Source organism: Stutzerimonas chloritidismutans (genome assembly GCF_038562055.1).
Taxonomy (GTDB): Bacteria; Pseudomonadota; Gammaproteobacteria; order Pseudomonadales; family Pseudomonadaceae; genus Stutzerimonas; species Stutzerimonas chloritidismutans_A.
In genome coordinates this window covers 667,149-690,767 of record NZ_JBCFXD010000001.1, presented here as the reverse complement: position 1 = coordinate 690,767, position 23,619 = coordinate 667,149, and the positions used below count along the sequence as shown (strand labels likewise).

Genomic DNA, 23,619 nt, shown 5'->3' with positions numbered 1-23,619 from the left:
GCCCTATTCGCCACACCGATCAGCGACTCGACAACAACAATCACGAGGAGGCTGTAGATGCACGACACTCCACGCCCCCACGACCTGCTCTGGGGCATGACTCCAGCACAGCTGCAGGCCGATGCGCCCGCCTGGGCGCATGAGGTGCTCATTGCCGGCCAGCCGGTAGTAGTGCGCCGGGCCATGGTAGAGAACGGTCAGCTTGCGGTGGGCCTGCGCGGCTCCAGTCGTGATCAGCGCTATGCCGCGGTGATGCCGACCAGCTCGGTGCTGCGCAAGGTGCGTCCGGAGCAACTGGTCGAGCGGCTACCGGTGAGCGACCTACCTGCGCTCCATGCGCTCAAGCAGCTGAAACCGAACATGGATGCGCTCGGCCTCTGCTGGGGCGTGACCGGTTCGGTCGGCTTTCAGCTGGCGACAGGGTTGCCAACGGCCCATACCGACAGCGACCTCGACCTGCTGCTGCGTACGCCCATCGAGCTGCCAAGGCATAAAGCGCGCACGCTGCTGGGGTTGTTGGACGAGGCCGCCTGCCGCGTTGACCTGCAACTGGAAACGCCATCCGGCGCCATTGCCATGCGCGAATGGGCGGGCAGCGCCAGCCGGGTTCTGCTCAAGTGCGTAATCGGTGCACGCTTGGTGGAGAATCCTTGGGATCAGGCGGAGATGGTCGCATGAGCAGCCTGTTCGCCTTTCCCGGTCAGGGGGCGCAAAAGCCCGGCATGCTGCATCGCCTGCCGCAGGCGCCCGAGGTCCTCGAATGCCTCGCTGAGGCTGGCGAAACCTTGGGGGAGGATGCTCTCGGTCTGGACAGCGAAGCGGCGCTGAGTTCCACCCGCGCCGTGCAGCTATGCCTGTTGATTGCAGGCGTCGCCGGTGCACGTCTGCTGATGAGAGGCGGGGAGTCCCCGGATTACGTGGCGGGGCTTTCCATTGGCGCCTATGCGGCGGCGGTGGTAGCGGGTTCGCTGGACTATCAGGACGCAGTCCGGCTAGTCGCCCTGCGCGGCGAGCTGATGCAGAACGCCTACTCCGAAGGCTTCGGCATGACCGCCGTGATCGGATTGGATCTGGGCTCGGTCGAGCGGCTGCTGGCCGACATGCATGACGAGAGCACGCCGGTGCATCTGGCCAACATCAACGCCGACAACCAGATTGTCATCGCCGGTGCGGACGCTGCCATGGCGGCTGTCGCCCAACGTGCCAAAGCACTGGGCGCGTCGTGCGCCAAACGTCTCGCGGTGAGCGTGCCGTCGCACAGCGCCTTGCTGGAAGCACCCGCCGCGAAGCTGGCTGAAGCCTTCGCTGATGTCGAGCTTCGCGCCCCCCGCATTCGCTATCTGAGCAGCACAACAGCGCGCCCCATCGCTGACCCCGAGCGGCTGCGTGACGACCTCGCCTACAACATGTGTCGCGTAGTCGACTGGCACGGCACGCTGCGCACCGCTTACGAGCGCGGTGTGCGACTGCACATTGAACTGCCGCCTGGCTCGGTGCTCACCGGGCTGGCGCGACGGGTTTTTGAACAAGCTACGCTGATCGCCTTTGACGGCGCCCGGTTGGACACACTGGACGCCTTGCTGCGTCAGGAGGGCCGCCAGAGCCGATAGACCGCGTGCAATTCAGAGCGAGATGAACTCGCCGCTGTTCGATGGATAAAAACAACGACCTCGACAACACACGCGCATTGGAACCGGCACCGCCGGGCTGAGCGCAACCCAAAAGGACAATAACAATGATTATTTTCGGTGTGGCCTTCCTGGCCTTGTGCACGCTGACGGGCATCTTCGTCGGTGAATTGCTCGGCAAGCTCATCGGCGTCCCAGCCAACGTCGGCGGCGTCGGCATCGCCATGGTGCTGCTGATCCTGCTTGGCAGCTATCTCAAGACGCGCGGCCTGTTCACGATGGATTCGGAGCAGGGCATCAAATTCTGGAGCGCCGTGTATATCCCGATCGTGGTGGCCATGGCTGCGCAGCAGAACGTCTATGGCGCGCTGAGCGGCGGCCCGATGGCGATTCTCGCCGGCATCGCGGCGGTCGCTATCGCCTTTGCCCTGGTGCCTGTACTCGACCGGATCGGACGAAAAAAGCTTGAAGCCGATGAAGCCAAACCACTGACCAACGAGGGCTGAGCCATGTACGAATCTCTACTCAAGGTCGTCTCCGGCTACGGACTGATCAGCGGCTTCGCCATCATCGGCGCCACCATGTGGTTCTCCTACTGGCTGTCAGACAAGCTCACCAAGGGCCGTCTGCACGGTTCGGCGGTGGCCATCCTCATCGGCCTGTTGCTGTCTTATATCGGCGGTGTGGTGACTGGCGGGCAGAAGGGCCTGGTCGACATCGCCCTGTTTTCCGGCATCGGTTTGCTCGGTGGCTCCATGCTGCGCGACTTCGCCATCGTCGCCACCGGCTTTGGCGTCAGCGTCGAGGAACTCAAGCGCGCCGGGATGGTGGGCGTGCTGGCCCTGTTCGTCGGCGTGTTCTCGTCGTTTATTGCGGGCGTTTCGGTGGCCATGGCTTTCGGCTACACCGATGCGGTCAGCCTGACCACCATCGGCACGGGTGCGGTGACCTACATTGTTGGCCCGGTCACCGGCGCGGCGATTGGCGCCAGCTCCGAGGTCATGGCGCTGTCCATCGCCGCGGGCCTCGTCAAGGCGATCCTGGTGATGATCGCGACGCCGTTCTTCGCTCCGATGATCGGGTTGAACAATCCGCGCGCGGCGGTGATCTTCGGCGGGCTGATCGGTACTTCCAGCGGTGTAGCCGGCGGCTTGGCGGCGACCGATGCCAAGCTGGTGCCTTACGGCTGCCTTACAGCTGCGTTCTATACCGCGCTGGGCTGTCTGCTTGGCCCGTCACTGTTGTTCTTCATCATGCGCGGGCTGCTGGGTTGAGGGCTCTCAAGGTGGAAAAGGCGATGCCGTTTTCCACCCTAGGGCTCCACATTGCCTGCCGTAGAATCTTCAAGCGACAGGTGATGGTTCCGTAGGTCTCAACTGGGATGCTTGAGGCTGTACATGCGGCATTCGGCCAGGAGCGCGAGCAGGTTGGGATCGCGCTCCTTGGCCTTCAGAAACACCACCCCGATATGCTGCTGCAGGTGATAACGCGCCTGCAGCGGCACCAGTTTGACCCGCGACTCGTAGACCATCCCCACCCGACCCGGCAGCAGCGCATACCCCACGCCTGAATTGACCATGCTCAGCAGGGTGAAGATGTCATTAACCTGCATCGCGACCTTGGGTTCGAAACCGGCCTGCTGGAACACCCGATTGCCGTCCTGGTGCGTCGCAAAGCCTTGCGTCAGGGTAATGAAAGTGGCGTCGCGCAGGTCGCTCAGGTCGACTTCCGCCTGTTGCGCGAACGGGGAATCCGCCGGCGCGGCGAGAAAGATGTCATCGGCGAACAGCGGCAGCTGCGCGCAATCCTGGTCATGGCTGACGCTTTCGTTCAGCGACACCAGGATGGCGTCCAGCTCCATGTTTTTCAGCTTGTAGAACAGGTCGATATTGGAGCCGAGAATGAGGTCGATGTTGAGTTCGCTGCGGCGCAGCTTCAGGCCCATGATCAGCTGCGGCACGGTTTTAACCGTCAGCGAATAGAGCGCCCCGAGCTTGAACCGCTCGGCCGAGAACCCTGCCGCTTCGCGGGTCTGGCGGACGGTTTCAAGCACGTCCTGCACCAGCTTCTGCGCCTTTTCTTCCAGCACATAAGCGCTTTCCAGCGGAATCAGATTGCGTCCCTCGTGCTTGAACAGCGGGCAGCGCAGCGCACTTTCGAGCGAATGGATCGCACGGTGCACGCTGACATTGCTGGTATTCAGCTCGGCGGCCGCCTTGCTCAGATTGCCGCTGCGCATGAAGGCCAGAAACACCTCCAGCTTTTTCAGCGTGAGTTCTTCATCGATCTGCATGGCGCTTGCTCAAGGACGGGTGGTCAAGTATGCCCAAAGGCCGGATTGTGCATTCACCGTTGGCGAACGTTGGCGGCTGTGTGCTCGAACATGAGCTCGTCTACATTCTGTGACCCGCAACACAGAAACGCGAACTTGCACATCGCAAGGGTACAGTAGGGTAATCGTGCATCTTGCAATACTTAAAGTTTGTACGGTTAAAGTTAAATTACTGATTTAAAACAACAAAATCTGTTTCATGTGTTGGCACGCAGGATGCTGCAGCTCCGTATCGCCAACAGGCGTAGCGCAACAATTCGAACGCACGGCCGAGTGGGCGCACCGGCCTAGGATATGGAAAGCATGGATAACAGACTGAACGGCAAGACTGAAATATGGGCCGATGGCTATTCATTCATGGAAATGAGCGAGACGTTGTTGATTGCGTTAGGTATCCGCACAGAAGAACCTAAACCTCCCGAGCCAAATTCGCGCCGTGCCGACGTGGCGTCTTCAACGGCTAAAGAAGCCTGCCCTGGTGTGGGGATCGAACGGTAGCGACGCCCGTTTCGTTGCTGTTTCTGTAGTCGGATTCAAGCTGCTCGCTACCCTATGCTAGCGAGCGGGGGCTGCTGTTGTTTCGTTACCCTATGCACAAGCACAACGAGTCGAACCGTGCACCGCGAAGCTGCGATCAGCGCGCTGCGGTGCCTCTGTGTTTACTTAACAGTTCAGAGCACATGTTTGGATATGTACTTCGAGATTTCAACGATCGAAGTCCTGCCGGTGAACTCGAACCTGACCTTCCCCAATGACGAGAAATACACCTCCAGCTCCGAGTCCAGATCGAAGGTCCCGGACGTCTCCACCGAATAAGCGACGATGTTGTTGTAAGGCAGGGAGGTGAAATCCTTCTTGCTGCCGGTGATGCCCTGCACGTTGACGGCAATGATCCGCTTGTCCGTAAACACCACGCCGTCGCGCATGGACTTGTAGGAATCGATCACCTGTTCGTCGTCCAGTAGCAGCGAGCGGACCCGCTCTGCGTATTCATCGTTCTGCTTCAGCTTGAAGAAACCCTTGTTATCGAAATCGATCATCGCTGCGTTCCTCATCATGAATCGTTGTCGCTGCATGCTGCCCTAGCTGAACGCGGCTTGCCAGAGCGCCTGCGGCCTTGACAGTTGCAGACAGCTTCCGATCAAATGTTACGGTATAACATCTTATCGGAAGCGGGCATGAACAGCAGTAGGGTTGCAGCAAGCATATTGGGCATTGCCGCCGCGGCAGGTTTGGGCAGCATGCCGGCGTTGGCACAAGAGACGGACAGCGCGGTTCTCGAAGAAGTGGTCGTCACGGCCGATCGTGAACAGGTCGAAGCAGAGGGCTACCGGACTCGGCGGTCAGCGAGCGCCACCAAGACGGATACGCCGCTGGAGGAGGTTCCGCAGGCGGTCAGCGTCATCCCCGCCACGGTGCTCGAGGACCTGGACAGCCCGCGTATCGAAAAAGCCCTGGACTATGCAGGCGGCGTGGCTCGTCAGAACGACTTCGGCGGCTTGACCATGTACGAGTACAGCATTCGTGGGCTGACGACCTCGGAGTTCTACAAGGACGGCTTCAGCGTCAACCGCGGCTACATGAACCCGCAAGACCCATCCAACGTAGAGCGTATCGACGTGCTCAAGGGGCCGGCGTCCAGTCTGTATGGTCGCGGTGACCCGGGTGGCACCCTCAACATCGTCAGCAAGCGCCCGCAAAACGACCAGTTCGCTCGTCTTGACCTGAGCGCGGGCCGCTGGGATCGCTATCGCAGCAGCTTGGACGTCAACACGCCGCTGGATGACGAGGGCACGATGCTCTATCGCATGAATCTGGCAGTGGAGGACAACAAGAGTTTCCGTGATAACCGCGCCAGTGAACGGCAGTTCTTCGCACCGGCGTTCAGCTGGGAACTGACGCCTCAGACGCGCCTGCTGGTACAGGCCGATGTCATCCGCAGCAGCCAGGTATTCGACCGTGGTGTGGTGGCGCCGAACGATCACCTGGGCAGCGTCTCGCGTTCCGACTTTTTCGGAGAACCTCGGGACGGTGAAATCGACAACAACAACGAAAGCCTGCAGGCCGAGCTCGAGCATGACCTCAACGCCAGCTGGACCGTCCGCCTGGCCAGTCACTACAAGCAAGGGCGCCTAAGCGGTGGCGCGACCGAGGCGAGCACCCTTGCGGCGGACGCCCGAACCCTCAATCGCGAGTACCGCTACCGCGATTACGAGTGGCAGGACAGCATCACCCAGCTGGAGCTGCGCGGCCTGGTCTACACCGGCGACATCGAGCACAACCTGCTGATCGGAACCGAATACGAGCGCTATGCCAAGACTGAAGAAGTGCTGCGTACCCGGCCCATTTCTCAGATCGATATCTACGAACCCGTTTACGGTCAACCACGCCCGCCCTTCAGCATTGGCCCGGGCGGGCGTAGCACCGATCGCCACGAGTTGATCCACTCCAGATCGCTGAATCTGCAGGATCAGATGCGTTTCAGCGAAAAACTCTTCGGCGTCATCGGCGCGCGCTACGACCATTACGAGCAACGGCTGGATAACGAAGTAGCCGGCACGCGCGTGGAGCAGACCCATGAAAAGGTCACGCCGCGCATTGGGGCGTTGTATCAGCTGACACCTCAAGTCGGCGTCTTCGCCAATGCCTCGCAGTCATTCAAGCCCAATAGCGGCGCTGATGCTTCAGGCACGGCATTCGATCCAGAGGAAGGCGTCGGCTACGAAGCGGGCTTCAAATTCGACCTGCTCGACAGCCGCGTGGGCATGACCATCGCTGCGTTTCATCTCACCAAAGAAAACGTACTCACCGTCGATCCGGTCGACTCCGCGTACCAGATCGCCGCTGGCGAAGTGCGCAGCCGCGGCGTCGACCTGCAGCTGACGGGGCAGCTGACCGACGCAATCCGTGTGATCGGCGCCTACGCCTATGTCGATGCGGAAGTCACGGAAGACAACACGCTGGGGCGCGGCAGCCGCCTGCTCAACGTGCCCGAGCACAGCGGCAGCCTGCTGGGCGTTTACGAGTTTCTTGATGGCTCCCTGCAGGGCCTGGAACTGGGCGGCGGAGTCAATTACGTCGGCGAACGCTCCGGCAACGTGGCGGACAGCGGCTTCGAATTGCCGGGCTACACCACCGTGGACCTGCTGGCGCGGTACAAGGCCACGCCGGACCTGACGCTGGGCCTGAACCTCAATAACGCGTTCGACCGCGCCTACTACGAGCGCTCGTACAGCAACGTCTGGGTGATGCCTGGCGAGCCGCGCAACCTCAGCCTGAGCCTTTCGCTGAATCTGTAACGCATAGCCGGTTCGCCTCGGGCAGGCTCAATACTCCTCGATCCAAAGGATGAAAGATGAACAAGCACCACGCGAAATACGCCATGGCTTTGGTGGCTGCGTTGATGGCCGGTCAGGCCAGTGCCCACGGTATGTGGACTGAAGAGCGTCGCGGCAACATCGAAGTGATCTACGGTCACGGCGCCGAAGACGACGCCTTCGATCCGAAGAAGATCTCCGGCGCCTGGGCGACGGATCATCATGGCAGCCGAATCCCGGTCACCGTCGAGCGGCTCGAGGACCTTGCACGCCTCAAGCCGCTGGAGTCCGCGGCGGTGCTCAGCGTCGCGCTGGATAACGGCTACTGGACTCAGGCGCCGGACAAGCAATGGCTCAACGTTGGCGAAACGATGGTCCCCGGCGCGCTGGATTCCGGGCACTACTACAAGTACAGCCTGGCGGTGCTGCATGAGGGTGCGCAACTGCCCGCGCTGGACAAGTTGAAGCTGGTCATCGTGCCGCAGCGTGATCCCTTGGTGGTTGAAGTAGGCCAGGCGCTGGAGGTGCAGGTCCTGGTCGATGGCAAACCGGCCGCCAACGTCGAGTTGATCGCCGATTACGTGAACAACCCGGACGAGGTGGCTGCTACCACCGACAAGCACGGCAAGGCGAAGATAATCGTGCGTAACCACGGCCTCAACGTCATCGCCGCCTCCACCACCGTTCCGAGCGATGATCCGGATGCGCGCGTGCGCGGCATGTTCTCGTCACTGAGTTTCGTCAGCGCCAAGCACGAGCATTGAGGGCATCGTCCTCTCGCCAACCGAGACCGCGCGAACTCAGTCGTTGCGGATAACGTGGTGGTTCGTGACAGGGGCCGGGTAGCGCACGCACCCGTCAGCAAGCCTGCCCCGAAGCAGAAAGCCCCGGAGGCTTATCCGGGGCTTTTGCTTATGACAATGCCCTCAGGGGCGGGCGCGTTCATCGCCAACCCTTGTCACGACATTTTTCGGGCAACCTCTTCGGCCCTGCGCTGACGCTGACATTCACCGAATGAAACAATTATCGGTGGGCCGTCGCTCGGCGAAGCGGCTAGCGTGCCGGAAGCTGGCCGCCGGCCTTCGGTTCGATCAAAGGGAAGTCGGGATCGAACGTTTCCATCAGACCCAGCAGTTCGACCACCTTCTTGACGTCGCCTTCGACATGAATTTCGCCGTTTCGCAAAGCCTTCGGAAAGCTGCTTTCGCCTAGCAGGATGCTGTCGAGCGTCTGGCGCGTCAGCGTCAGCGCGGCGTCCGGGCTGCTGGCCTGGCGGTCGGCGAGCCAGGTCAACGCACTGTTTTGCAGATTGAGCCGAAAGCGCTCGTCCGTATCGGTGAATACCCAGTTGATCACGATGTGCTTGCCTTCCGCCTTGGGCCCGTTCAGGCGCACACCGAGCAGGTCGAAGAACATGCCCGTGTCCAGGGAGCGGAGCAGGTCGGCCCGCAGCTCGGGATCGCTGGGCGGGGTTTCGCGTGGTGCGCGCAGGTCCTGCGCTCCGGAGAGGTAAACGTCACGCCAGGGGCCGGCTTCCGCTTGGTAACCCAATTGTTCGAGCGCATCGGCCTGCAGCTGCCGGGCTGCGCGGTTGTCCGGCTCGGCGAATACGGCCTGGCTCATTACCGACGCCACCCAGCGATATTTGCCTGCGGCATAATCGGCGCGGGCTCGCTCGAGTACCGCCTCGATGCCGCCCATGTACTCGATGGTCTTGCGTGCCGCATCGACCGGCGCAGGGGGATCCAGATTGGCCGGGTTGCCGTCGTACCAGCCCAGATACCGCTGGTAGACCCCGCGTGCGTTGTGGCGAAGGGTGCCGTAGTAGCCACGGGCATACCAACGGTGGGCCTGGCTCGCAGGCAGTTGCAGCGTCTCGGCGATTTCCCCGGGGCGGTACCCTTGGTTCATCAGGCGCACTGTCTGGTCATGTATGAACTTGTAGAGGTCGCGCTGTCCAGCGAGGAATTCTTGAGCACGCGCGCTATCCCAGACCGGCCAATGGTGCTGCGCAATGACGACATCGCTGATCGGTCCGAAGCGATCCAGCGTCTCGTCGATATAGCGCGACCATTGGCTGGCATTCCGCACCTCGGCGCCCCGTAACGTATAGATGTTGTGCATCTGCTGAGAGGTGAGCTCGGCGGTATTCAGCACTCGCTGCGCTGGGAAATACATCATCATCTCGGCCGGGGCCTCGCTATCCGGGACGAGCTGGAAGTTGATGTCGACGCCGTCGATCCGGCGGGCACCGCTTTCGCTGATCAGGTCGGTCGGCTGGATGAGCGTCAAAGGACCGCGCGCGAGCCCCTTGCCGAGCCCCGTATCGATGTGGCCTTGCGGGTCTATCGGCAGGTCGGTGCCATACATGTAGCGAGCCCGACGGGTCATCGCGTTCCCTGCAATGACGTTCTCGCTGACTGCATGCTCCATGAACCGGTCGGCGCGTAGATGCGCACCGCGCCGGCATCCACTTCAGCCTGACTGACTACGCCCTTGACGCCCCCGAAGTGGTCTACGTGGCTATGCGTATAGATGACGGCGACCACCGGACGGTCCGGTCGGTGTTGGCGGTACAGCGCCAGCGCCGCCCGTGCTGTGGCGGGGGTGAGCAGCGGGTCGATGATGATCAGACCGGTTTTGCCCTCGACGATGGTCATGTTGGCCAGGTCGATCCCGCGTATCTGATAGATGTCGTCGGTGATGCGAAACAGGCCGTGAATGGCATTGAGTCGCGCTTGCCGCCAGAGACTCGGATTGACGCTGGGTGGCGTCTGCTCTTCGTTCAGAAAGGCGTACGGCTTGTTGCTCCAGGCGCGTTGTCCATTTTCATCGATCACCTCGGCGTCTGGCAGAGCGGCAATGAAGCCACGGTGGGCATCTTCGAAGGCTTGCTGGTCGCTGAAGTCCAGCTGGCGAGAAACGGCGGCGTTCGATTCGCGGGTAGCGTCCGTCGCGGGACCGGGACTGGCTTCGGCATGGATGACCGCCGCGAACGAAACGATTGCCGCGAGGCTACTGATGAGACACGTGGACATGGCAGCTCCTGAGGCAATGGAGATCAGGCCGATAGGCCTCGCTTGACGTTGTCACTGTGCCGAGGAGCTGTTGATAATTCCAATGCAATCAAAGACAGACTTCAATGCAGGAAGCGCATGAACGATCTTCGCCAACTGCGCCATTTCGTGGCGCTTGTGGACCATGGACACTTCTCCCGCGCCGCTGACGCCCTCCACTTGAGCCAGCCTGCGCTCAGTCGCAGCATTCAGGCACTGGAAGCTTCGCTTGGCTGTTCACTGTTGAACCGGCATAGCCGCGGGATCAGCCTGACGGCCCAGGGACGCTTGGTCGAGGCCCATGCCCGACGTCTTTTGCTGGGCAGCCGCGCCCTGATCGAGGCGGTGCAGCAGATCGACAACCTCGAAGCAGGGCAGCTACGGCTTGGCGCGGGCCCTTTCCCTGCGTCGCGCCTGGTGCCCGAAGCCCTCGCCAGGCTGGTCGACAGGCATCCTCGGCTGGCAGTCACCGTTACCGTCGGCGATTGGCGGACGCTGCGAGAAGCCTTGGTCGATGAACGAATCGAGCTGTTCGTGGCCGACATTCGCGAGCTGCACAGCGATCCGGCGTTGGAAATTGTGCCGCTGCCTATCCATCCGGGCACGCTGGTCTGCCGGCCGGGACACGCATTGCTTACCCAGCGCCAGGTCAGGTTCGAAGACCTCGCGCGCTACCCGCTGGCGGGCTCCCAATTGCCGGAACCCGTGGAACAGGCGGTTCTGGCTGAAACCGGACGCGAGATGCTCAGCATCCAGTGCGACAACTTCCTGCTCTTGATGAAGATGACCGAGCAGAGCGATGCAATTTGCTTGGCGCCACGCGATGTCGTTCAGGAGGCACTCGACGAAGGACGCCTGATAAAACTCGACCCGCTCAGCGATCGCTTGAGCCATCACTCCGCATACGGGCTGGTATACAGACGCGGTCATCAACTGTCGCCGGCGGGCGACGCGTTACGTGCGGAGATTTTGCGTGGCCGGTGAGCGGCAGATTTTAGGGTCGCTCAAGGACCAAGGCGCGCAACGCATCAGACGGTAGCGCATCGAGCTAGGCCGTTGTGGAGGGCGGTAGGGCAGCGATCTTCATAGCGGCGGGTGCCTTTTGCTGGCACCGGGGGCGACATGCGAGTCGTTTTGACAAACCCGGATGATCGAAAGGTGGCGCACCAGGCGGGATTCGAACCCACGACCCCTGCCTTCGGAGGGCAGTACTCTATCCAGCTGAGCTACTGGTGCGTTGCGGGGCGCAATCATACGCATGTCGTCTGCGGTCGTCCATGGCGCTTCGGCAGCTGCTCAGCGCGCGGCGCTATTGTTCTGATAGCCGATCGCGGCGCCATCAGGCCTGGTTATGGCGCGTTAATTTTTCCGAACAGGGTGTTGCCCGATATCAGCCGACAGGCCTAGCATGCGTTCGATATCTCAAACGCTTCCGTTAGCAGGAGGAACCCAGAGGTCGTCCCTCGCTCTGACTAAGTTCGAGCAGTTCCACTGCCAATCGCCTTTTCCAATCGGCCAGATGGCCTCGGTCCAATACCCGGCACCCTGCCGGCTCTCAGGAGACTGCCATGCAACTCAAAGACACCAAGCTGTTCCGCCAGCAGGCTTATATCGACGGCGCCTGGCAGGACGCGGACAGCGGCCAGACCATCAAGGTCAACAACCCGGCCAGCAACGAGATCCTGGGCAGCGTGCCGAAAATGGGCGCTGCGGAAACTCGTCGCGCCATCGAAGCTGCCGAGCGCGCATTGCCAGCCTGGCGTGATCTCACCGCCAAGGAGCGCTCGCAAAAGCTACGCCGCTGGTTCGAGCTGATGATGGAGAACCAGGACGACCTGGGTCGGCTGATGACACTGGAGCAGGGCAAGCCGCTGGCCGAGTCCAAGGGCGAGATCGCCTATGCCGCGTCCTTTATCGAGTGGTTCGCCGAAGAAGCCAAGCGCGTCTATGGCGACACCATCCCGGGCCATCAGAAAGACAAGCGCATCATCGTCATCAAGCAGCCGATTGGTGTCACGGCGGCCATTACCCCGTGGAATTTCCCGGCAGCGATGATTACCCGCAAGGCTGGCCCGGCGCTGGCGGCGGGTTGCACCATGGTGCTCAAACCCGCGAGCCAGACGCCCTTCTCCGCGCTGGCGCTGGCCGAGCTGGCGGAACGCGCAGGTATCCCGAAAGGTGTCTTCAGTGTTGTCACCGGTTCAGCAGGTGACATTGGCAACGAGCTGACCGCGAACCCGACGGTGCGCAAGCTTAGCTTCACCGGTTCAACCGAAGTGGGCGCGAAGCTGATGGAGCAGTGTGCCGCAGGCATCAAGAAGGTGTCGCTGGAGCTGGGCGGCAATGCGCCGTTCCTGGTGTTCGATGACGCGGACCTTGACGACGCAGTCAAAGGCGCCATGCAGTCCAAGTACCGCAACGCCGGCCAAACCTGCGTCTGCGTTAACCGCATCTATGTACAGAACGGCGTGTACGACGAGTTTGCGAAGAAATTCCAGGCTGCGGTCGAAAAACTGAAGGTTGGCAACGGACTCGACGAAGGCACCGACATCGGCCCGCTGATCGACGACCGCGCGGCGGCCAAGGTCAAAGAGCACATCGAGGACGCCGTCGCCAATGGTGCACAGGTACTCACCGGCGGTAAGGCGCACCAGATGGGCGGCAGCTATTTCGAGCCAACGCTGATGGTCAACGTGCCGCACAACGCCAAGGTGGCGAAAGAGGAAACCTTCGGGCCGTTGGCGCCGCTGTTCCGTTTCGAAGACGAGGCCGAGGGTATCGCCCTGGCCAACGACACCGAGTTCGGGCTGGCGGCCTATTTCTATGCGCGCGATCTGGGGCGGGTGTTTCGGGTGGCCGAGGCCATCGAGTCAGGAATGATCGGCATCAACACCGGGATGATTTCGACCGAAGTGGCCCCCTTCGGTGGGGTGAAGTCGTCCGGTCTGGGCCGCGAGGGCTCGAAGTACGGCATGGACGACTACCTGGAAATCAAATACCTCTGTTTGGGTCTGTAAAGCTCCCGTTCAGCTGCCTGGGGTGATGCATTCACCCCAGGGTTGCGGGTGCCGCGGCTGATTGCTGGGCTGTTACCTCTTATACCCTCCCAGGGCCGGGTGCCCAGCAGCCTGGAGCGACCGATCGTCAGGGAGCGCCGAGGGCATCGCGCAAGCGATTCGTCGCGGCGACGCTCCTTTACCGCTCTCTGTTCCCTGCCACCTCAATGGTGAGCCGCTTCCCACCTCCCATCCCATCTCGTTGCATTTTCTCCAATGAGCGTCGCCCCAGATCTCACTTATGTTTCGAGCGCTGTCGCGGTTATGGCGGTTGCCAGTCGAAGCGATTATTGACAGTCTCTCGACATGCGGAAATGACTCGACTATTCTGCTGTGCGAAACATGATTCCGTGAAATAACAAGTCCAATCATTCATTTCACAAGCGGAGGCCAGCCATGACGGACGTCGTACGGCTCGAAACTCAGGGTGACATCGCCCTGATCACGGTCAACAACCCACCGGTCAATGCGCTCGGGCACGCCGTGCGCGAAGGCTTGCTGCAGGCCTTTCAGAACGCCGAGGCGGACACGCAGGTGCGCGCCGTGGTGCTGGTCTGCGAGGGCAATACCTTTATTGCCGGCGCCGACATCAAGGAGTTTGGCAAGCCGCCGCAGGCGCCGAGCCTGCCGGAAGTGATCGAGGTTATCGAGGGCAGCAGCAAGCCGAGCGTCGCCGTCATCCATGGCACCGCTCTGGGTGGTGGGTTGGAAGTCGCGTTGGGCTGTCATTACCGCATCGCTCGTAAAGACGCGAAAGTCGGCCTGCCGGAAGTGAAGCTGGGGCTGTTGCCCGGCGCCGGCGGCACGCAGCGACTGCCGCGTCTGGCAGGCGTCACGAAGGCGCTGGACATGATCGTCAGCGGCACGCCGATCAGCGCGGCCGAGGCGGTCGAGCACAACATCGTCGATGAGTTGTTTGACGGCGAGTTGGCCGAGGCGGGTATCAGCTTTGCGCGCCGCCTGCTCAATGCCGACCGTGGGCCCCGTCGCAGTGGCGAGCAGACCCTCGGTCTGGAAGGCTCCGACAACGAAGCGCTGATCCGCGCCAAGCACGCCGAAGTCGCCAAGCGCATGCCGGGGTTGTTCTCGCCGCTGCGCTGCATTGCGGCCGTCGAAGCGGCAACCCAGCTGCCGCTCGCCGAAGGCCTCAAGCGCGAGCGTGAGCTGTTCGCCGAATGCCTGAACTCGCCGCAGCGGGGCGCGCTGATCCATTCCTTCTTTGCCGAGCGCCAGGCCGGCAAGATCAACGACCTGCCCGCCGATGTGAAGCCGCGTGCGATCAACTCCGCCGCCGTGATTGGCGGCGGCACCATGGGCGTCGGTATCGCGTTGAGCTTCGCCAATGCCGGGGTGCCGGTGAAGCTGCTGGAGATCAATGAGGGAGCCCTGCAACGCGGCCTGCAGCGCGCCCGTGACGCCTACGCGGCGAGCGTCAAGCGCGGCAGCCTGACCGAGGACGCGATGGAAAAGCGCCTCGTGCTGCTCACCGGTGCCACTGATTACGGGGCGCTGGCCGACGCCGACGTGGTGGTCGAAGCGGTGTTCGAGGAAATGGGCGTCAAGCAGCAGGTCTTCGAGCAGCTGGACGCGGTGTGCAAGCCGGGTGCGATTCTCGCCTCCAACACTTCGTCACTCGATTTGAACGCCATCGCCGCCTTCACCAAACGTCCCGAGGACGTGGTCGGCCTGCATTTCTTCAGCCCGGCCAACGTCATGCGCCTGCTGGAAGTAGTGCGCGGCGAGAAGACCAGCAATGAAGTGCTCGCCACCGCCATGGCCATCGGCAAGCAGTTGAAGAAGGTGTCGGTGGTGGTTGGCGTCTGCGACGGCTTCGTCGGCAACCGCATGGTCTTCCAGTACGGCCGCGAAGCGGAATTCCTCTTGGAGGAGGGCGCCACGCCACAACAGGTCGACGGCGCCCTGCGCAACTTCGGTATGGCCATGGGGCCGTTTGCCATGCGCGACCTGTCCGGCCTCGACATCGGCCAGGCGATCCGCAAGCGCCAGCGCGCGACGCTGCCGGCACACCTGGATTTCCCCACCGTCTCCGACAAGCTGTGCGAAGCCGGGATGCTCGGCCAGAAGACCGGCGCCGGCTACTACCGCTACGAACCCGGCAACCGCACCCCGCAGGAGAACCCCGACCTTGCGCCTATGCTGGAAGCAGCATCGCAAGAGAAAGGCATCGAGCGGCAGACGCTGGACGAGCAGTACATCGTCGAGCGCTGCATCTTCGCGCTGGTCAACGAGGGCGCGAAGATTCTCAAAGAGGGCATCGCCCAGCGCTCCAGTGACATCGACGTCATTTACCTGAACGGCTACGGCTTCCCGGCCTTCCGCGGCGGTCCGATGTTCTATGCCGACAGCGTCGGTCTGGACACTGTGCTGGCACGGGTCAAAGAACTGCACGCACGTTGCGGCGACTGGTGGAAGCCAGCGCCGCTGCTGGAAAAACTGGCCGCTGAAGGCCGCACTTTCACTGATTGGCAGGCCGGGCAATGAGCATCGTCCGCCGACAATCCGAACGCACCATGAGGACCTTCCCATGAACGTGAACTACACGGCCGAAGAGCTCGCCTTCCGCGACGAAGTGCGCGCCTTTCTGACCAATGAGCTGCCGGCGGACATCGCCGAAAAGGTGAAGCTCGGCAAGCACATGTCCAAACAAGACCACGAGCGCTGGCAGCAGATTCTGGTCAAGCGCGGCTGGTATGCGCCGGGCTGGCCGGTGGAGTTGGGTGGCACCACCTGGGGACCGGTGGAAAAGCACATCTTCGACGAGGAGTGTGCGGCCTTCGGCGCGCCGCGCAGCGTGCCCTTCGGCGTCAACATGGTCGCCCCGGTGATCATCAAGTTCGGCACCCAGCAGCAGAAGGATCATTACCTGCCGCGCATCCTCTCGGGTGAAGACTGGTGGTGCCAGGGCTACTCCGAACCGGGCGCCGGTTCCGACCTGGCGAGCCTGAAGACCCGCGCCGTGCGTGATGGCGACCACTACGTGGTCAATGGCCAGAAAACCTGGACCACCCTCGGCCAGCACGCCAACATGATCTTCTGCCTGGTGCGCACCGACCCCGAGGCCCAGCAACAGCGCGGCATAAGCTTCCTGCTGATCGACATGAGCACGCCGGGCATCAGCGTGCGGCCGATCATCACCCTCGACGGCGATCACGAGGTCAACGAAGTCTTCTTCGACAACGTCCGCGTGCCGGTGGAGAACCTCGTCGGCGAAGAAAATCAGGGCTGGACCTGCGCCAAATACCTGCTGACCCATGAGCGCACTGGCCTGGCCGGCATCGGCGCCTCGAAGGCAGCACTGGCACACCTCAAACGCATCGCCATGAAGGAAGTCTGCGAAGGCAAGCCGATGCTCGAAGACCCGCTGTTCCGCGCTCAGGTCGCCGAAGTGGAAATGCAGCTGATGGCCATCGAAATGAGCACCCTGCGCATCCTCGCCGCGGCGAAGGAGGGCGGCGTGCCCGGTGCCGAGTCCTCGATCCTCAAGGTCAAGGGCACCGAGATCCGCCAGGCGATCACTCACCTCTTACGCAAGGTTATCGGCCCCTACGCGTTGCCGTTCCTTGAAGAGGAGATGCAGCTGGACTACGACGGTGAGCTTTTGCACGCCGACTACAGCGCTTCGCTGGCCGGCGACTACTTCAACATGCGCAAGCTGTCGATCTTCGGCGGCTCCAACGAAATCCAGAAGAATATCGTCTCGAAGATGATTCTCGAGCTGTAAGGGGGCACCGCTATGGACTTCAAACTGACTGAAGAGCAGCAAATGCTGCAAGATACCGCGGCGCGCCTGGTGCGCGACGCCTACCCGTTCGAGCAGCGCGAGAAATTCAGCGAGTCGGAACTGGGCTTCTCCGCCGAGTTCTGGTCGCAACTGGGTGAGCTGGGCCTGACCGCCGTGCCGTTTTCCGAAGAGATCGGCGGCTTCGGCGGCGGCGGCGTGGAAACCATGCTGGTCATGACCGAGCTGGGTCGTGGCCTGACGCTGGAACCCTATCTGCAATCGGTGATCTTTGGCGGCGGACTGTTGAATCAGCTGGGCAGTGATGCGCAGAAAGAGGATCTGCTGCCGCAAGTGGCAGCCGGCTCGCTGCAGCTGGCCGTGGCGCTCGACGAGCCGCAGAGCCACTACAACCTCAACGACGTGCAGACCAAGGCCGAGGCGGCGGACGGTGGTTATCGTTTGAACGGTCGTAAAGCTGTGGTGATCGGCGGGCACAGCGCCGGGCAGATCATCGTCTCTGCGCGCACGGCCGGCGACAGCCGTGACGAAGCGGGCATCAGCCTGTTCCTGGTCGATCCGAGCGCTCAGGGCGTCAGCCGCCGCGTCTACCCGACCATTGATGGGCGTAAGGGCTGCGAGCTGTTCCTCGACAACGTGCAGGTGGGCGCTGACGCCGTGCTCGGCGAAGTCGGCAACGCGCTCCCAGCACTGCGTTACCAGCAGGGCCGTGCCATTGCCGCGCAGTGTGCCGACGCCCTGGGCAGCATGGATGAGGCCTGCAAGCTGACCCTCGACTACCTGAAGACCCGCAAGCAGTTCGGTGTACCGATCGGCAAGTTCCAGGTTCTGCAGCATCGCATGGTCGACATGCAGACCGAGCTGGAACAGGCCACCAGCATGTCGATCCTCGCCGCGACCTTTGCCGATGGCGAAGACAACGACGACCGCCGTCGCATCCTCGCCGCCGCCAAATACATCTGCGCGCGCGCCGCCCGCAAAGTGGCTGAGGAAGCGATCCAGCTGCACGGCGGCATCGGCATGACCTGGGAATACAACCTCGCCCACCACGCCAAGCGCCTGGTGATGATCGCCCACCAGTTCGGTGACGATGATCATCATCTGAAGGCGTACGCGAAGTTGATGCAGGTGGCGTGATCGCCCGAGATCAGCTGCAGTTGAACCCGCTCTCAGGAGCGGGTTTTTTTTTGTCGATGCAAGAGGCCGGTAAAGGCGGGCATTCGGCAGGGCGGATGGCGTCTTTTAAATCCGCGCGGATTGATTAGCACCGCGCTGCGGTGGGGCGTTAAAGCGTGATCCACCCTACGATTGCCGGCGTGACGCAAGCGGATCGCGGCTATCCTGGTGCGCCGGGCGGCGAAGCGGTTAGGTCGCCGTTGCCTGCGCAACAGCCTTGATCGGATGGTCCTGCTCCAGCGCCGGCAGCAGGTGCTCCGACCAGAGCGTTGACTTGAACGCATCGCGGAAGAAGCCGAAATGGCCGATGCGTTCCGCGCCGACTTCACTGGGCGCAATCCGTCGCATGGTTTTTGGCGAGGCGGTATAGAAGTCGTGGAGCGATTCGGTGTTGCGTGCCGACATCATCTCGTCATCGGTGAAGGACAGCGATATCAGCGGCGTCCGCACCGCCGAGAAGGCCTGGCGCATCGGCTCGCCTTCAACGCCGACTAGATAGTCGGGGTGCAAACACCAACGCCGCCACTGGCGAATGACACCGGCTGGCAGGTCGCCCACGGCGCCGATGCGGTCCCCCGGAAAGTACCCGGCGATGGCCGTGAGCGCTGGCGCCAGGCCGTGCCAGAGCAACCACGCCTTGCGCCGGATTTGCGGGCTGTTCTCGCGCCAGTAGCCGCTGCCCGCGGCGATGGTGACGATACGGCTCAACCGTTCATGACCTTCGACCAGTGGCAGGATCTGTGCGCCGACGCTGTGACCGACCCAGTAGATCGGCAGTTCGCCAGCGGCGCCGGCCACAGCACCGAGCACCGCGCTGCAGTCGTGGCGCGCCCAGTCGAGGATATCCACTTGAAGCTTGCGCAAGGGAATGCGGCGGGAGCGGCCCATGCCCAGATAGTCGAAGGTGACGACAATATAGCCCTGGTTGGCGAGCCAGCTGGCGAACGTTGCGTAGAAACCTTGCCTCACCCCCATCGCCGGTGCGATTACCACCGCGCCGCGTGACGCTCCGCTCGGTGGGTACCAGTAGCTGGAAAGCAGGTGACCGTTGCCGTTGTCGATTGAGCGCTCTTCGGCCTGTATTGTCGCCATCTGTTGTTCTCCGCTCTTTTGGGTTAGCCGCTGGCAAGGCAGTATACGAACAGTGGAAGATAATTCTAGAAAAATATTCTAGTAAACTTTGGGGGTCGAATGGCTCGCAGTAGCCGTAAACAGGAAATTCTGCAGGCCGCGCTCGCCTGTTTCACCGAGTGTGGGGTCGAGGCGACCACCATCGAGATGATTCGTGACCGCTCCGGCGCGAGCATCGGCAGCCTGTATCACCACTTCGGCAATCGCGAGCGGATCATCGCGGCGCTGTATCTGGAAGGCATCGGTGAATACGCCGCGTTGCTGGAGGCTGGGCTGATCGAGACGCTGGATGCCGAGGCGTGCGTGCGGCTGTTCGTGACCTGTTACATCGACTGGGTGGTGGCAAACCCCGACTGGGCGCGCTTCGTGCTGCACAACCGCGGCAGGGTTGAGGCCGGCGAGATGGGGGAGCGGCTGCGCGAGGTCAATCAGGCCCATGGCGAGCGGGTCAGCGCGATCTTGCGCAGGCACAGGGAAAGCGGGGCCTTTCGTCGAATGCCGGGCGACTGCTTTCTGGCCGTGGTGATCGGACCCTGCCACGACATGGCCCGCAATTGGCTGGCCGGGCGTTCGCGTACGGCGTTGGCCGATTGCCGCGAACTCCTTGCGGACATTGCGTGGGCCAGCGTCAGGGCCCAGTGATGTGTCACGAGGCTGCTGTAACTCGTTCACTGTTTACGCTAGAGGGCCTGGGGGGCTCGGACGCTCACTTTGACCTGGCTGGGCTGGCGATCAGACGCCCAGGCTCTCGATGTCGCGCGCGAGCATTTCCAACTGATGCGCCAGCGAACCGCGCAAGGTTTCTTCGCTGAGCTGGAAAGAGGGTGCGCCGCAAGTCAGCGCCATGATGCTGCCATCAGCCAAGTGCAGGGGTACTCCAGCGGCCATCACGTTACGGTCCCAGTCCCCAAGCGACAGGCAGAAGCCGTGCTGGCGGAACTCAGCGAAGGAGCCGTCCAGAGACTGCTTCATGTTTGCCCAGTCGTCTCCGTATTTGTTTTCCAGCGCCCCCATCAGGTGTTCGCGCTCCTTGTCCGGGGTTGCGGCGAGGAAGGCGCGGCCTGCCGCCGTGGTGGCCAGGGGCAGGCGTACACCGGCGTCCATGCGCAGCGTTGAAACCTCGGCCGGCCGGCAGTTTTCGATATAGATCATCGACAACCGGTCACGGCAGGTGAGCCCCACCGAGGTGTTGGTGCGACGCGAGAACTCGTCCATATACGGTTTGGCCAGCTGGCGCACGCGCAAGTTGGAGACGTAGGCATAACCGAGCGCCAGTACGCCTGAGTCGAGCTGATACTTTTCCAGCTGCGGTGAGTAGCTCAGGTAACCGAGCTTGGTCAGGGTATAGGTCATGCGCGACACCGTCGGCTTCGGCAGCCCGGTGATGCGTGCAATATCCTGGTTGCCCATGACCACCGAGCCGTGAGTGAAGGCACGCAGCACATCCAGTCCACGCGAAAGCGCTTCGACGAATTTGCGGTCCTTGGGAGTATCGGTGTCTTCGATGTTGCTCATGGTGGTGTCGGTCTGTCTGGTGGTAGGACGGCGGCGCGCACGATAGCAGATCGCCCATTGCTCGGCGGGCGGACTTTGCCAAGCGCGCAGGCCAGCCTTGGAAGCCGACTACGGCTAGGAGGTAAACGCCAACTTGGTCATGATAGCCGAAATTAACGGTCCTGCATTCCGCACAGTAAAACGTTGGTTCGCTTATGGTGAGATAATTAGCTGAAACTTGCTTTATCTAACACATTGCATACGGATAGGATTTGGCTTCAAACGGCCGCGACCCGTACGTATACGGAGCGGCGCTCGTGTGGACTTGGTCGTTCTGACAGTGATCCTATATCAGGGCGGGCAAGCACGCAGGCGACGAACGGTTTCTTCCGTCGAGCCTCGCCAGGCGTGGGGCGGGGGAGGAGTAGAGTCAGGAGCGGCCGACGCCGAAAAGTCACACCGCGCTTGTTGCTCAGGGGGCTTTCTGATATAAAGCAGCGCTCTTTTCTAGGGGCCCGGTTTCTTCGCTTGCCGCGTAGCCGGTAAGACCCCAATGAAACGTGGCGCTGAGCGCCAAATGACAATTGAATTCAAGCGGCCAACCCATGCCGGGTTGGGCATGTGGTTTTAGAGGGCTGAGGCATGTCGAGAGTCTGTCAAGTTACCGGTAAGGGTCCGGTAACCGGGAACAACATTTCCCACGCGAACAACAAAACCCGTCGTCGTTTTCTGCCGAACCTGCAGCATCACCGCTTCTGGGTCGAGTCCGAGAACCGCTTCGTACGTCTGCGCCTGACTGCCAAAGGCATGCGCGTTATCGACAAGCGCGGCATCGACGCCGTTCTGGCTGAACTCCGCGCTCGCGGCGAAAAGGTTTAAGGAGAACTATCATGCGTGACCTGATCCGTTTGGTGTCTAGCGCCGGTACCGGCCATTTCTACACCACCGACAAGAACAAGCGCACCACCCCCGACAAGATCGAAATCAAGAAGTACGATCCTGTCGTGCGTAAGCACGTGATGTACAAGGAAGCCAAGATCAAGTAATTGATCGGCCCTTGAAGAAAAACCCGCCACTTGGCGGGTTTTTTCGTTTTACAGCGCGATGGTCTGGCCTGGGTGCTCGGTTGCGAGTCTGTCTGTAAAGCCAGAGAAAGGAGCGCATCGTTCGGCCATGCGCCTTGCAGGACGAACGATTATGCCTCCGGCCAGCGCTTTATCAGCTGGCCTTGCGGATCGCGCCAGCCAGGCGCTCGATCATCGCGTCGATGTGTTCGCGCTCGACGATCAATGCCGGCGACAAGGCAATGGTGTCGCCGCTGGCGCGGGCCAGCAGGCCATCTTCGAAACACTGGCGGAACACCTCGTAACCGCGCTTTCCAGCGCCGTCGGCGTGCGCTGCGAACTGAATGCCGACGACCAGCCCGACCGTGCGAATATCGGTCACGTTCGGCAGCCCCTGCAGGCTGAACAGGGCGTCCTGCCAGTAACCTTCGATCTCGATGGCTTTCTGGAACAGATTCTCCCGCTGGTAGATTTCCTGAGTCGCCAGAGCGGCTGCGCAGGCCACCGGATGGCCGGAATAGGTGTAGCCGTGGAAGAACTCAATGGCGCTTTCCGGGCCCTGCATGAAGGCCTCGTGAATCTTCTCGTCGACCATCACCGCGCCCATGGGTATCGCGCCATTGGTCAGGCCCTTGGCACAGGTGAGGATGTCCGGCGTCACGCCCCAGCGCTGCGCGGCGAAGGCCTCGCCAACCCGCCCGAAACCGGTGATCACTTCATCGAAGATCAAGAGAATCCCGTGCTTGCGAGTGATCTCGCGCAAGCGTTGCAAGTAGCCAACCGGCGGCAGAATAACACCGGCCGAACCGGACATAGGCTCGACGATCACGGCGGCGATGTTTTCAGCACCATGCAAGGTGACCAGGCGTTCCAGCTCGTCGGCCCTTTCCACCCCATGCTCGGGCAAGCCGCGGCTGAACGCGTTGCGCTGCAGATCGAGCGTATGTGGCAGGTGATCGACGCCCGGCAGCAGTGTGCCAAAGGCCTTGCGGTTGTTGGTCATGCCGCCCACGGAGATGCCGCCAAAACCGACGCCGTGATAGGCCAGCTCCCGGCCGATCAGGCGGGTGCGGCTGCCCTGGCCGATCGCACGCTGGTAGGCCAGGGCAATCTTCAATGCCGTGTCGGCTGATTCCGATCCCGAGTTGGTGAAGAACACCCGGTTGAGTCCGGCGGGACTGATCTGTGCGAGCCGTTCGGCCAGTTCGAAGGGCAACGGGTGGCCCATCTGAAAGGTAGGGGCAAAATCCATATGGGCAATTTGCCGGCTGACGGCCTCGCTGATCTCGCGTCGCCCATGGCCTGCATTGCAACACCAAAGTCCCGCAGTGCCATCGATCACCTGGCGGCCATCGGTGTCTGTGTAGTACATGCCCTCGGCGCGCTCCAGCAGGCGCGGCCTGCCCTTGAACTGACGGTTGGCAGTGAAGGGCATCCAGAAATGTTCGGCAGATGTGGTGGGCTCGTGGGCCATGACTTGCTCCGGCAGGGCGACGGGTTCGACGGCTATGCTGTAGCGCGACATCACCCGAGCGCCCAGCGGTTTTGGCGAGTCTATGTTTAATAAAACGAACAAAACAAGGCTGGAAAAGGCTGCCGCGTAAA

22 protein-coding genes and 1 tRNA gene are annotated in these 23,619 nt (G+C 61.9%); 15 read left to right on the top strand and 8 right to left on the bottom strand.

Annotated features, from left to right (window positions below; translation table 11 throughout):
- Positions 1-57 precede the first annotated feature (57 nt).
- The 4 genes from AAGW23_RS03060 (at position 58) to madM (ending at position 2,902) form a co-directional block, all read left to right on the top strand.
- The gene (locus tag AAGW23_RS03060) at positions 58-678 is read left to right on the top strand and encodes a malonate decarboxylase holo-ACP synthase (protein ID WP_342404888.1); all 621 of its coding nucleotides are present in this window, start codon (positions 58-60) and stop codon (positions 676-678) included.
- On the top strand, positions 675-1,610 hold the full coding sequence (gene mdcH, locus AAGW23_RS03055; RefSeq protein ID WP_342404887.1) for a malonate decarboxylase subunit epsilon: 936 nt from the start codon (positions 675-677) through the stop codon (positions 1,608-1,610). The genes AAGW23_RS03060 and mdcH overlap by 4 nt, the downstream gene beginning before the upstream one ends.
- 125 nt (positions 1,611-1,735) lie before the next feature.
- Positions 1,736-2,134, top strand: a complete 399-nt coding sequence (gene madL / locus AAGW23_RS03050; RefSeq protein WP_159969501.1) for a malonate transporter subunit MadL — start codon at positions 1,736-1,738, stop codon at positions 2,132-2,134.
- Between the two features lie 3 nt (positions 2,135-2,137).
- Positions 2,138-2,902 (top strand): malonate transporter subunit MadM, encoded by a 765-nt coding sequence (gene madM, locus AAGW23_RS03045; protein ID WP_148925683.1) that lies wholly within the window; start codon positions 2,138-2,140, stop codon positions 2,900-2,902.
- 98 nt (positions 2,903-3,000) lie between these two features.
- Here the strand turns inward: madM and AAGW23_RS03040 are convergent, their stop codons facing one another.
- Positions 3,001-3,921, bottom strand: a complete 921-nt coding sequence (locus tag AAGW23_RS03040) for a LysR family transcriptional regulator (RefSeq protein ID WP_200640175.1) — start codon at positions 3,919-3,921, stop codon at positions 3,001-3,003.
- Positions 3,922-4,263: 342 nt separating this feature from the next.
- Here AAGW23_RS03040 and AAGW23_RS03035 point away from each other — a divergent pair, with 342 nt between their 5' ends.
- A complete protein-coding gene (locus AAGW23_RS03035; RefSeq protein WP_200640174.1) occupies positions 4,264-4,458 on the top strand; it encodes a hypothetical protein in 195 nt (64 codons plus the stop codon).
- A 173-nt stretch (positions 4,459-4,631) separates the two neighbouring features.
- On the opposite strand, the gene AAGW23_RS03030 is transcribed toward AAGW23_RS03035, so the two are convergent.
- Positions 4,632-5,000, bottom strand: coding sequence for a PH domain-containing protein (locus AAGW23_RS03030; protein ID WP_102837622.1), 369 nt, complete (start codon positions 4,998-5,000; stop codon positions 4,632-4,634).
- A 138-nt stretch (positions 5,001-5,138) separates the two neighbouring features.
- Between AAGW23_RS03030 and AAGW23_RS03025 the strand changes: the two genes are divergently transcribed.
- Both AAGW23_RS03025 and AAGW23_RS03020 read left to right on the top strand, forming a co-directional pair.
- Positions 5,139-7,259: a TonB-dependent siderophore receptor gene (locus AAGW23_RS03025; protein ID WP_342404885.1), complete on the top strand. Its 2,121-nt coding sequence runs from the start codon at positions 5,139-5,141 to the stop codon at positions 7,257-7,259.
- A gap of 56 nt (positions 7,260-7,315) precedes the next feature.
- On the top strand, positions 7,316-8,041 hold the full coding sequence (locus AAGW23_RS03020; RefSeq protein ID WP_342404884.1) for a DUF4198 domain-containing protein: 726 nt from the start codon (positions 7,316-7,318) through the stop codon (positions 8,039-8,041).
- A gap of 289 nt (positions 8,042-8,330) precedes the next feature.
- Here the strand turns inward: AAGW23_RS03020 and AAGW23_RS03015 are convergent, their stop codons facing one another.
- The gene (locus AAGW23_RS03015; RefSeq protein ID WP_342404883.1) at positions 8,331-9,668 is read right to left on the bottom strand and encodes an alkyl/aryl-sulfatase; all 1,338 of its coding nucleotides are present in this window, start codon (positions 9,666-9,668) and stop codon (positions 8,331-8,333) included.
- Positions 9,665-10,315: an MBL fold metallo-hydrolase gene (locus AAGW23_RS03010; RefSeq protein ID WP_342404882.1), complete on the bottom strand. Its 651-nt coding sequence runs from the start codon at positions 10,313-10,315 to the stop codon at positions 9,665-9,667. The genes AAGW23_RS03015 and AAGW23_RS03010 overlap by 4 nt, the downstream gene beginning before the upstream one ends.
- 117 nt (positions 10,316-10,432) lie before the next feature.
- Here AAGW23_RS03010 and AAGW23_RS03005 point away from each other — a divergent pair, with 117 nt between their 5' ends.
- The gene (locus AAGW23_RS03005; RefSeq protein WP_342404880.1) at positions 10,433-11,317 is read left to right on the top strand and encodes a LysR family transcriptional regulator; all 885 of its coding nucleotides are present in this window, start codon (positions 10,433-10,435) and stop codon (positions 11,315-11,317) included.
- Positions 11,318-11,492: 175 nt separating this feature from the next.
- On the opposite strand, the gene AAGW23_RS03000 is transcribed toward AAGW23_RS03005, so the two are convergent.
- Positions 11,493-11,569, bottom strand: a tRNA-Arg gene (locus AAGW23_RS03000).
- 332 nt (positions 11,570-11,901) lie between these two features.
- Here AAGW23_RS03000 and gabD point away from each other — a divergent pair.
- From gabD to AAGW23_RS02980, 4 genes are all read left to right on the top strand, one after another.
- Positions 11,902-13,350 (top strand): NADP-dependent succinate-semialdehyde dehydrogenase, encoded by a 1,449-nt coding sequence (gene gabD / locus AAGW23_RS02995; protein ID WP_342404878.1) that lies wholly within the window; start codon positions 11,902-11,904, stop codon positions 13,348-13,350.
- Between the two features lie 435 nt (positions 13,351-13,785).
- Positions 13,786-15,891 carry a 3-hydroxyacyl-CoA dehydrogenase NAD-binding domain-containing protein gene (locus tag AAGW23_RS02990; RefSeq protein WP_342404877.1) on the top strand — a complete coding sequence of 702 codons (2,106 nt, stop codon included), beginning with the start codon at positions 13,786-13,788 and terminating at the stop codon, positions 15,889-15,891.
- A gap of 43 nt (positions 15,892-15,934) precedes the next feature.
- Complete coding sequence (locus tag AAGW23_RS02985; protein WP_342404875.1) at positions 15,935-17,131, top strand: acyl-CoA dehydrogenase family protein; 1,197 nt, start codon at positions 15,935-15,937, stop codon at positions 17,129-17,131.
- Between the two features lie 12 nt (positions 17,132-17,143).
- Entirely contained in the window at positions 17,144-18,286 is a 1,143-nt protein-coding gene (locus AAGW23_RS02980) for an acyl-CoA dehydrogenase (RefSeq protein WP_342404874.1), read from the top strand.
- A 228-nt stretch (positions 18,287-18,514) separates the two neighbouring features.
- On the opposite strand, the gene AAGW23_RS02975 is transcribed toward AAGW23_RS02980, so the two are convergent.
- On the bottom strand, positions 18,515-19,417 hold the full coding sequence (locus tag AAGW23_RS02975; protein WP_342404873.1) for an alpha/beta hydrolase family protein: 903 nt from the start codon (positions 19,415-19,417) through the stop codon (positions 18,515-18,517).
- 99 nt (positions 19,418-19,516) lie between these two features.
- On the opposite strand from AAGW23_RS02975, the gene AAGW23_RS02970 reads away from it, so the two are divergent.
- Complete coding sequence (locus tag AAGW23_RS02970; protein WP_342404871.1) at positions 19,517-20,098, top strand: TetR/AcrR family transcriptional regulator; 582 nt, start codon at positions 19,517-19,519, stop codon at positions 20,096-20,098.
- Between the two features lie 90 nt (positions 20,099-20,188).
- On the opposite strand, the gene AAGW23_RS02965 is transcribed toward AAGW23_RS02970, so the two are convergent.
- Positions 20,189-20,971: an IclR family transcriptional regulator gene (locus tag AAGW23_RS02965; RefSeq protein WP_342404870.1), complete on the bottom strand. Its 783-nt coding sequence runs from the start codon at positions 20,969-20,971 to the stop codon at positions 20,189-20,191.
- A 621-nt stretch (positions 20,972-21,592) separates the two neighbouring features.
- Between AAGW23_RS02965 and rpmB the strand changes: the two genes are divergently transcribed.
- Together rpmB and rpmG are read left to right on the top strand one after the other, a co-directional pair.
- Entirely contained in the window at positions 21,593-21,829 is a 237-nt protein-coding gene (rpmB, locus tag AAGW23_RS02960) for a 50S ribosomal protein L28 (protein WP_019339373.1), read from the top strand.
- An 11-nt stretch (positions 21,830-21,840) separates the two neighbouring features.
- Entirely contained in the window at positions 21,841-21,996 is a 156-nt protein-coding gene (rpmG, locus tag AAGW23_RS02955; RefSeq protein WP_045423166.1) for a 50S ribosomal protein L33, read from the top strand.
- Positions 21,997-22,168: 172 nt separating this feature from the next.
- Here rpmG and AAGW23_RS02950 read toward each other — a convergent pair whose 3' ends face one another.
- The gene (locus AAGW23_RS02950) at positions 22,169-23,488 is read right to left on the bottom strand and encodes an aspartate aminotransferase family protein (protein ID WP_342404948.1); all 1,320 of its coding nucleotides are present in this window, start codon (positions 23,486-23,488) and stop codon (positions 22,169-22,171) included.
- Positions 23,489-23,619 lie beyond the last annotated feature (131 nt).

What these genes read in the sequence shown, in the direction of transcription:
- AAGW23_RS03060 (WP_342404888.1), top strand. Translation starts at nt 58, where the DNA reads ATGCACGACACTCCACGCCCCCACGACCTGCTCTGGGGCATGACTCCA.
- mdcH (WP_342404887.1), top strand. Translation starts at nt 675, where the DNA reads ATGAGCAGCCTGTTCGCCTTTCCCGGTCAGGGGGCGCAAAAGCCCGGC.
- madL (WP_159969501.1), top strand. Translation starts at nt 1,736, where the DNA reads ATGATTATTTTCGGTGTGGCCTTCCTGGCCTTGTGCACGCTGACGGGC.
- madM (WP_148925683.1), top strand. Translation starts at nt 2,138, where the DNA reads ATGTACGAATCTCTACTCAAGGTCGTCTCCGGCTACGGACTGATCAGC.
- AAGW23_RS03040 (WP_200640175.1), bottom strand. Translation starts at nt 3,921, where the DNA reads ATGCAGATCGATGAAGAACTCACGCTGAAAAAGCTGGAGGTGTTTCTG.
- AAGW23_RS03035 (WP_200640174.1), top strand. Translation starts at nt 4,264, where the DNA reads ATGGATAACAGACTGAACGGCAAGACTGAAATATGGGCCGATGGCTAT.
- AAGW23_RS03030 (WP_102837622.1), bottom strand. Translation starts at nt 5,000, where the DNA reads ATGATCGATTTCGATAACAAGGGTTTCTTCAAGCTGAAGCAGAACGAT.
- AAGW23_RS03025 (WP_342404885.1), top strand. Translation starts at nt 5,139, where the DNA reads ATGAACAGCAGTAGGGTTGCAGCAAGCATATTGGGCATTGCCGCCGCG.
- AAGW23_RS03020 (WP_342404884.1), top strand. Translation starts at nt 7,316, where the DNA reads ATGAACAAGCACCACGCGAAATACGCCATGGCTTTGGTGGCTGCGTTG.
- AAGW23_RS03015 (WP_342404883.1), bottom strand. Translation starts at nt 9,668, where the DNA reads ATGACCCGTCGGGCTCGCTACATGTATGGCACCGACCTGCCGATAGAC.
- AAGW23_RS03010 (WP_342404882.1), bottom strand. Translation starts at nt 10,315, where the DNA reads ATGTCCACGTGTCTCATCAGTAGCCTCGCGGCAATCGTTTCGTTCGCG.
- AAGW23_RS03005 (WP_342404880.1), top strand. Translation starts at nt 10,433, where the DNA reads ATGAACGATCTTCGCCAACTGCGCCATTTCGTGGCGCTTGTGGACCAT.
- gabD (WP_342404878.1), top strand. Translation starts at nt 11,902, where the DNA reads ATGCAACTCAAAGACACCAAGCTGTTCCGCCAGCAGGCTTATATCGAC.
- AAGW23_RS02990 (WP_342404877.1), top strand. Translation starts at nt 13,786, where the DNA reads ATGACGGACGTCGTACGGCTCGAAACTCAGGGTGACATCGCCCTGATC.
- AAGW23_RS02985 (WP_342404875.1), top strand. Translation starts at nt 15,935, where the DNA reads ATGAACGTGAACTACACGGCCGAAGAGCTCGCCTTCCGCGACGAAGTG.
- AAGW23_RS02980 (WP_342404874.1), top strand. Translation starts at nt 17,144, where the DNA reads ATGGACTTCAAACTGACTGAAGAGCAGCAAATGCTGCAAGATACCGCG.
- AAGW23_RS02975 (WP_342404873.1), bottom strand. Translation starts at nt 19,417, where the DNA reads ATGGCGACAATACAGGCCGAAGAGCGCTCAATCGACAACGGCAACGGT.
- AAGW23_RS02970 (WP_342404871.1), top strand. Translation starts at nt 19,517, where the DNA reads ATGGCTCGCAGTAGCCGTAAACAGGAAATTCTGCAGGCCGCGCTCGCC.
- AAGW23_RS02965 (WP_342404870.1), bottom strand. Translation starts at nt 20,971, where the DNA reads ATGAGCAACATCGAAGACACCGATACTCCCAAGGACCGCAAATTCGTC.
- rpmB (WP_019339373.1), top strand. Translation starts at nt 21,593, where the DNA reads ATGTCGAGAGTCTGTCAAGTTACCGGTAAGGGTCCGGTAACCGGGAAC.
- rpmG (WP_045423166.1), top strand. Translation starts at nt 21,841, where the DNA reads ATGCGTGACCTGATCCGTTTGGTGTCTAGCGCCGGTACCGGCCATTTC.
- AAGW23_RS02950 (WP_342404948.1), bottom strand. Translation starts at nt 23,488, where the DNA reads ATGGCCCACGAGCCCACCACATCTGCCGAACATTTCTGGATGCCCTTC.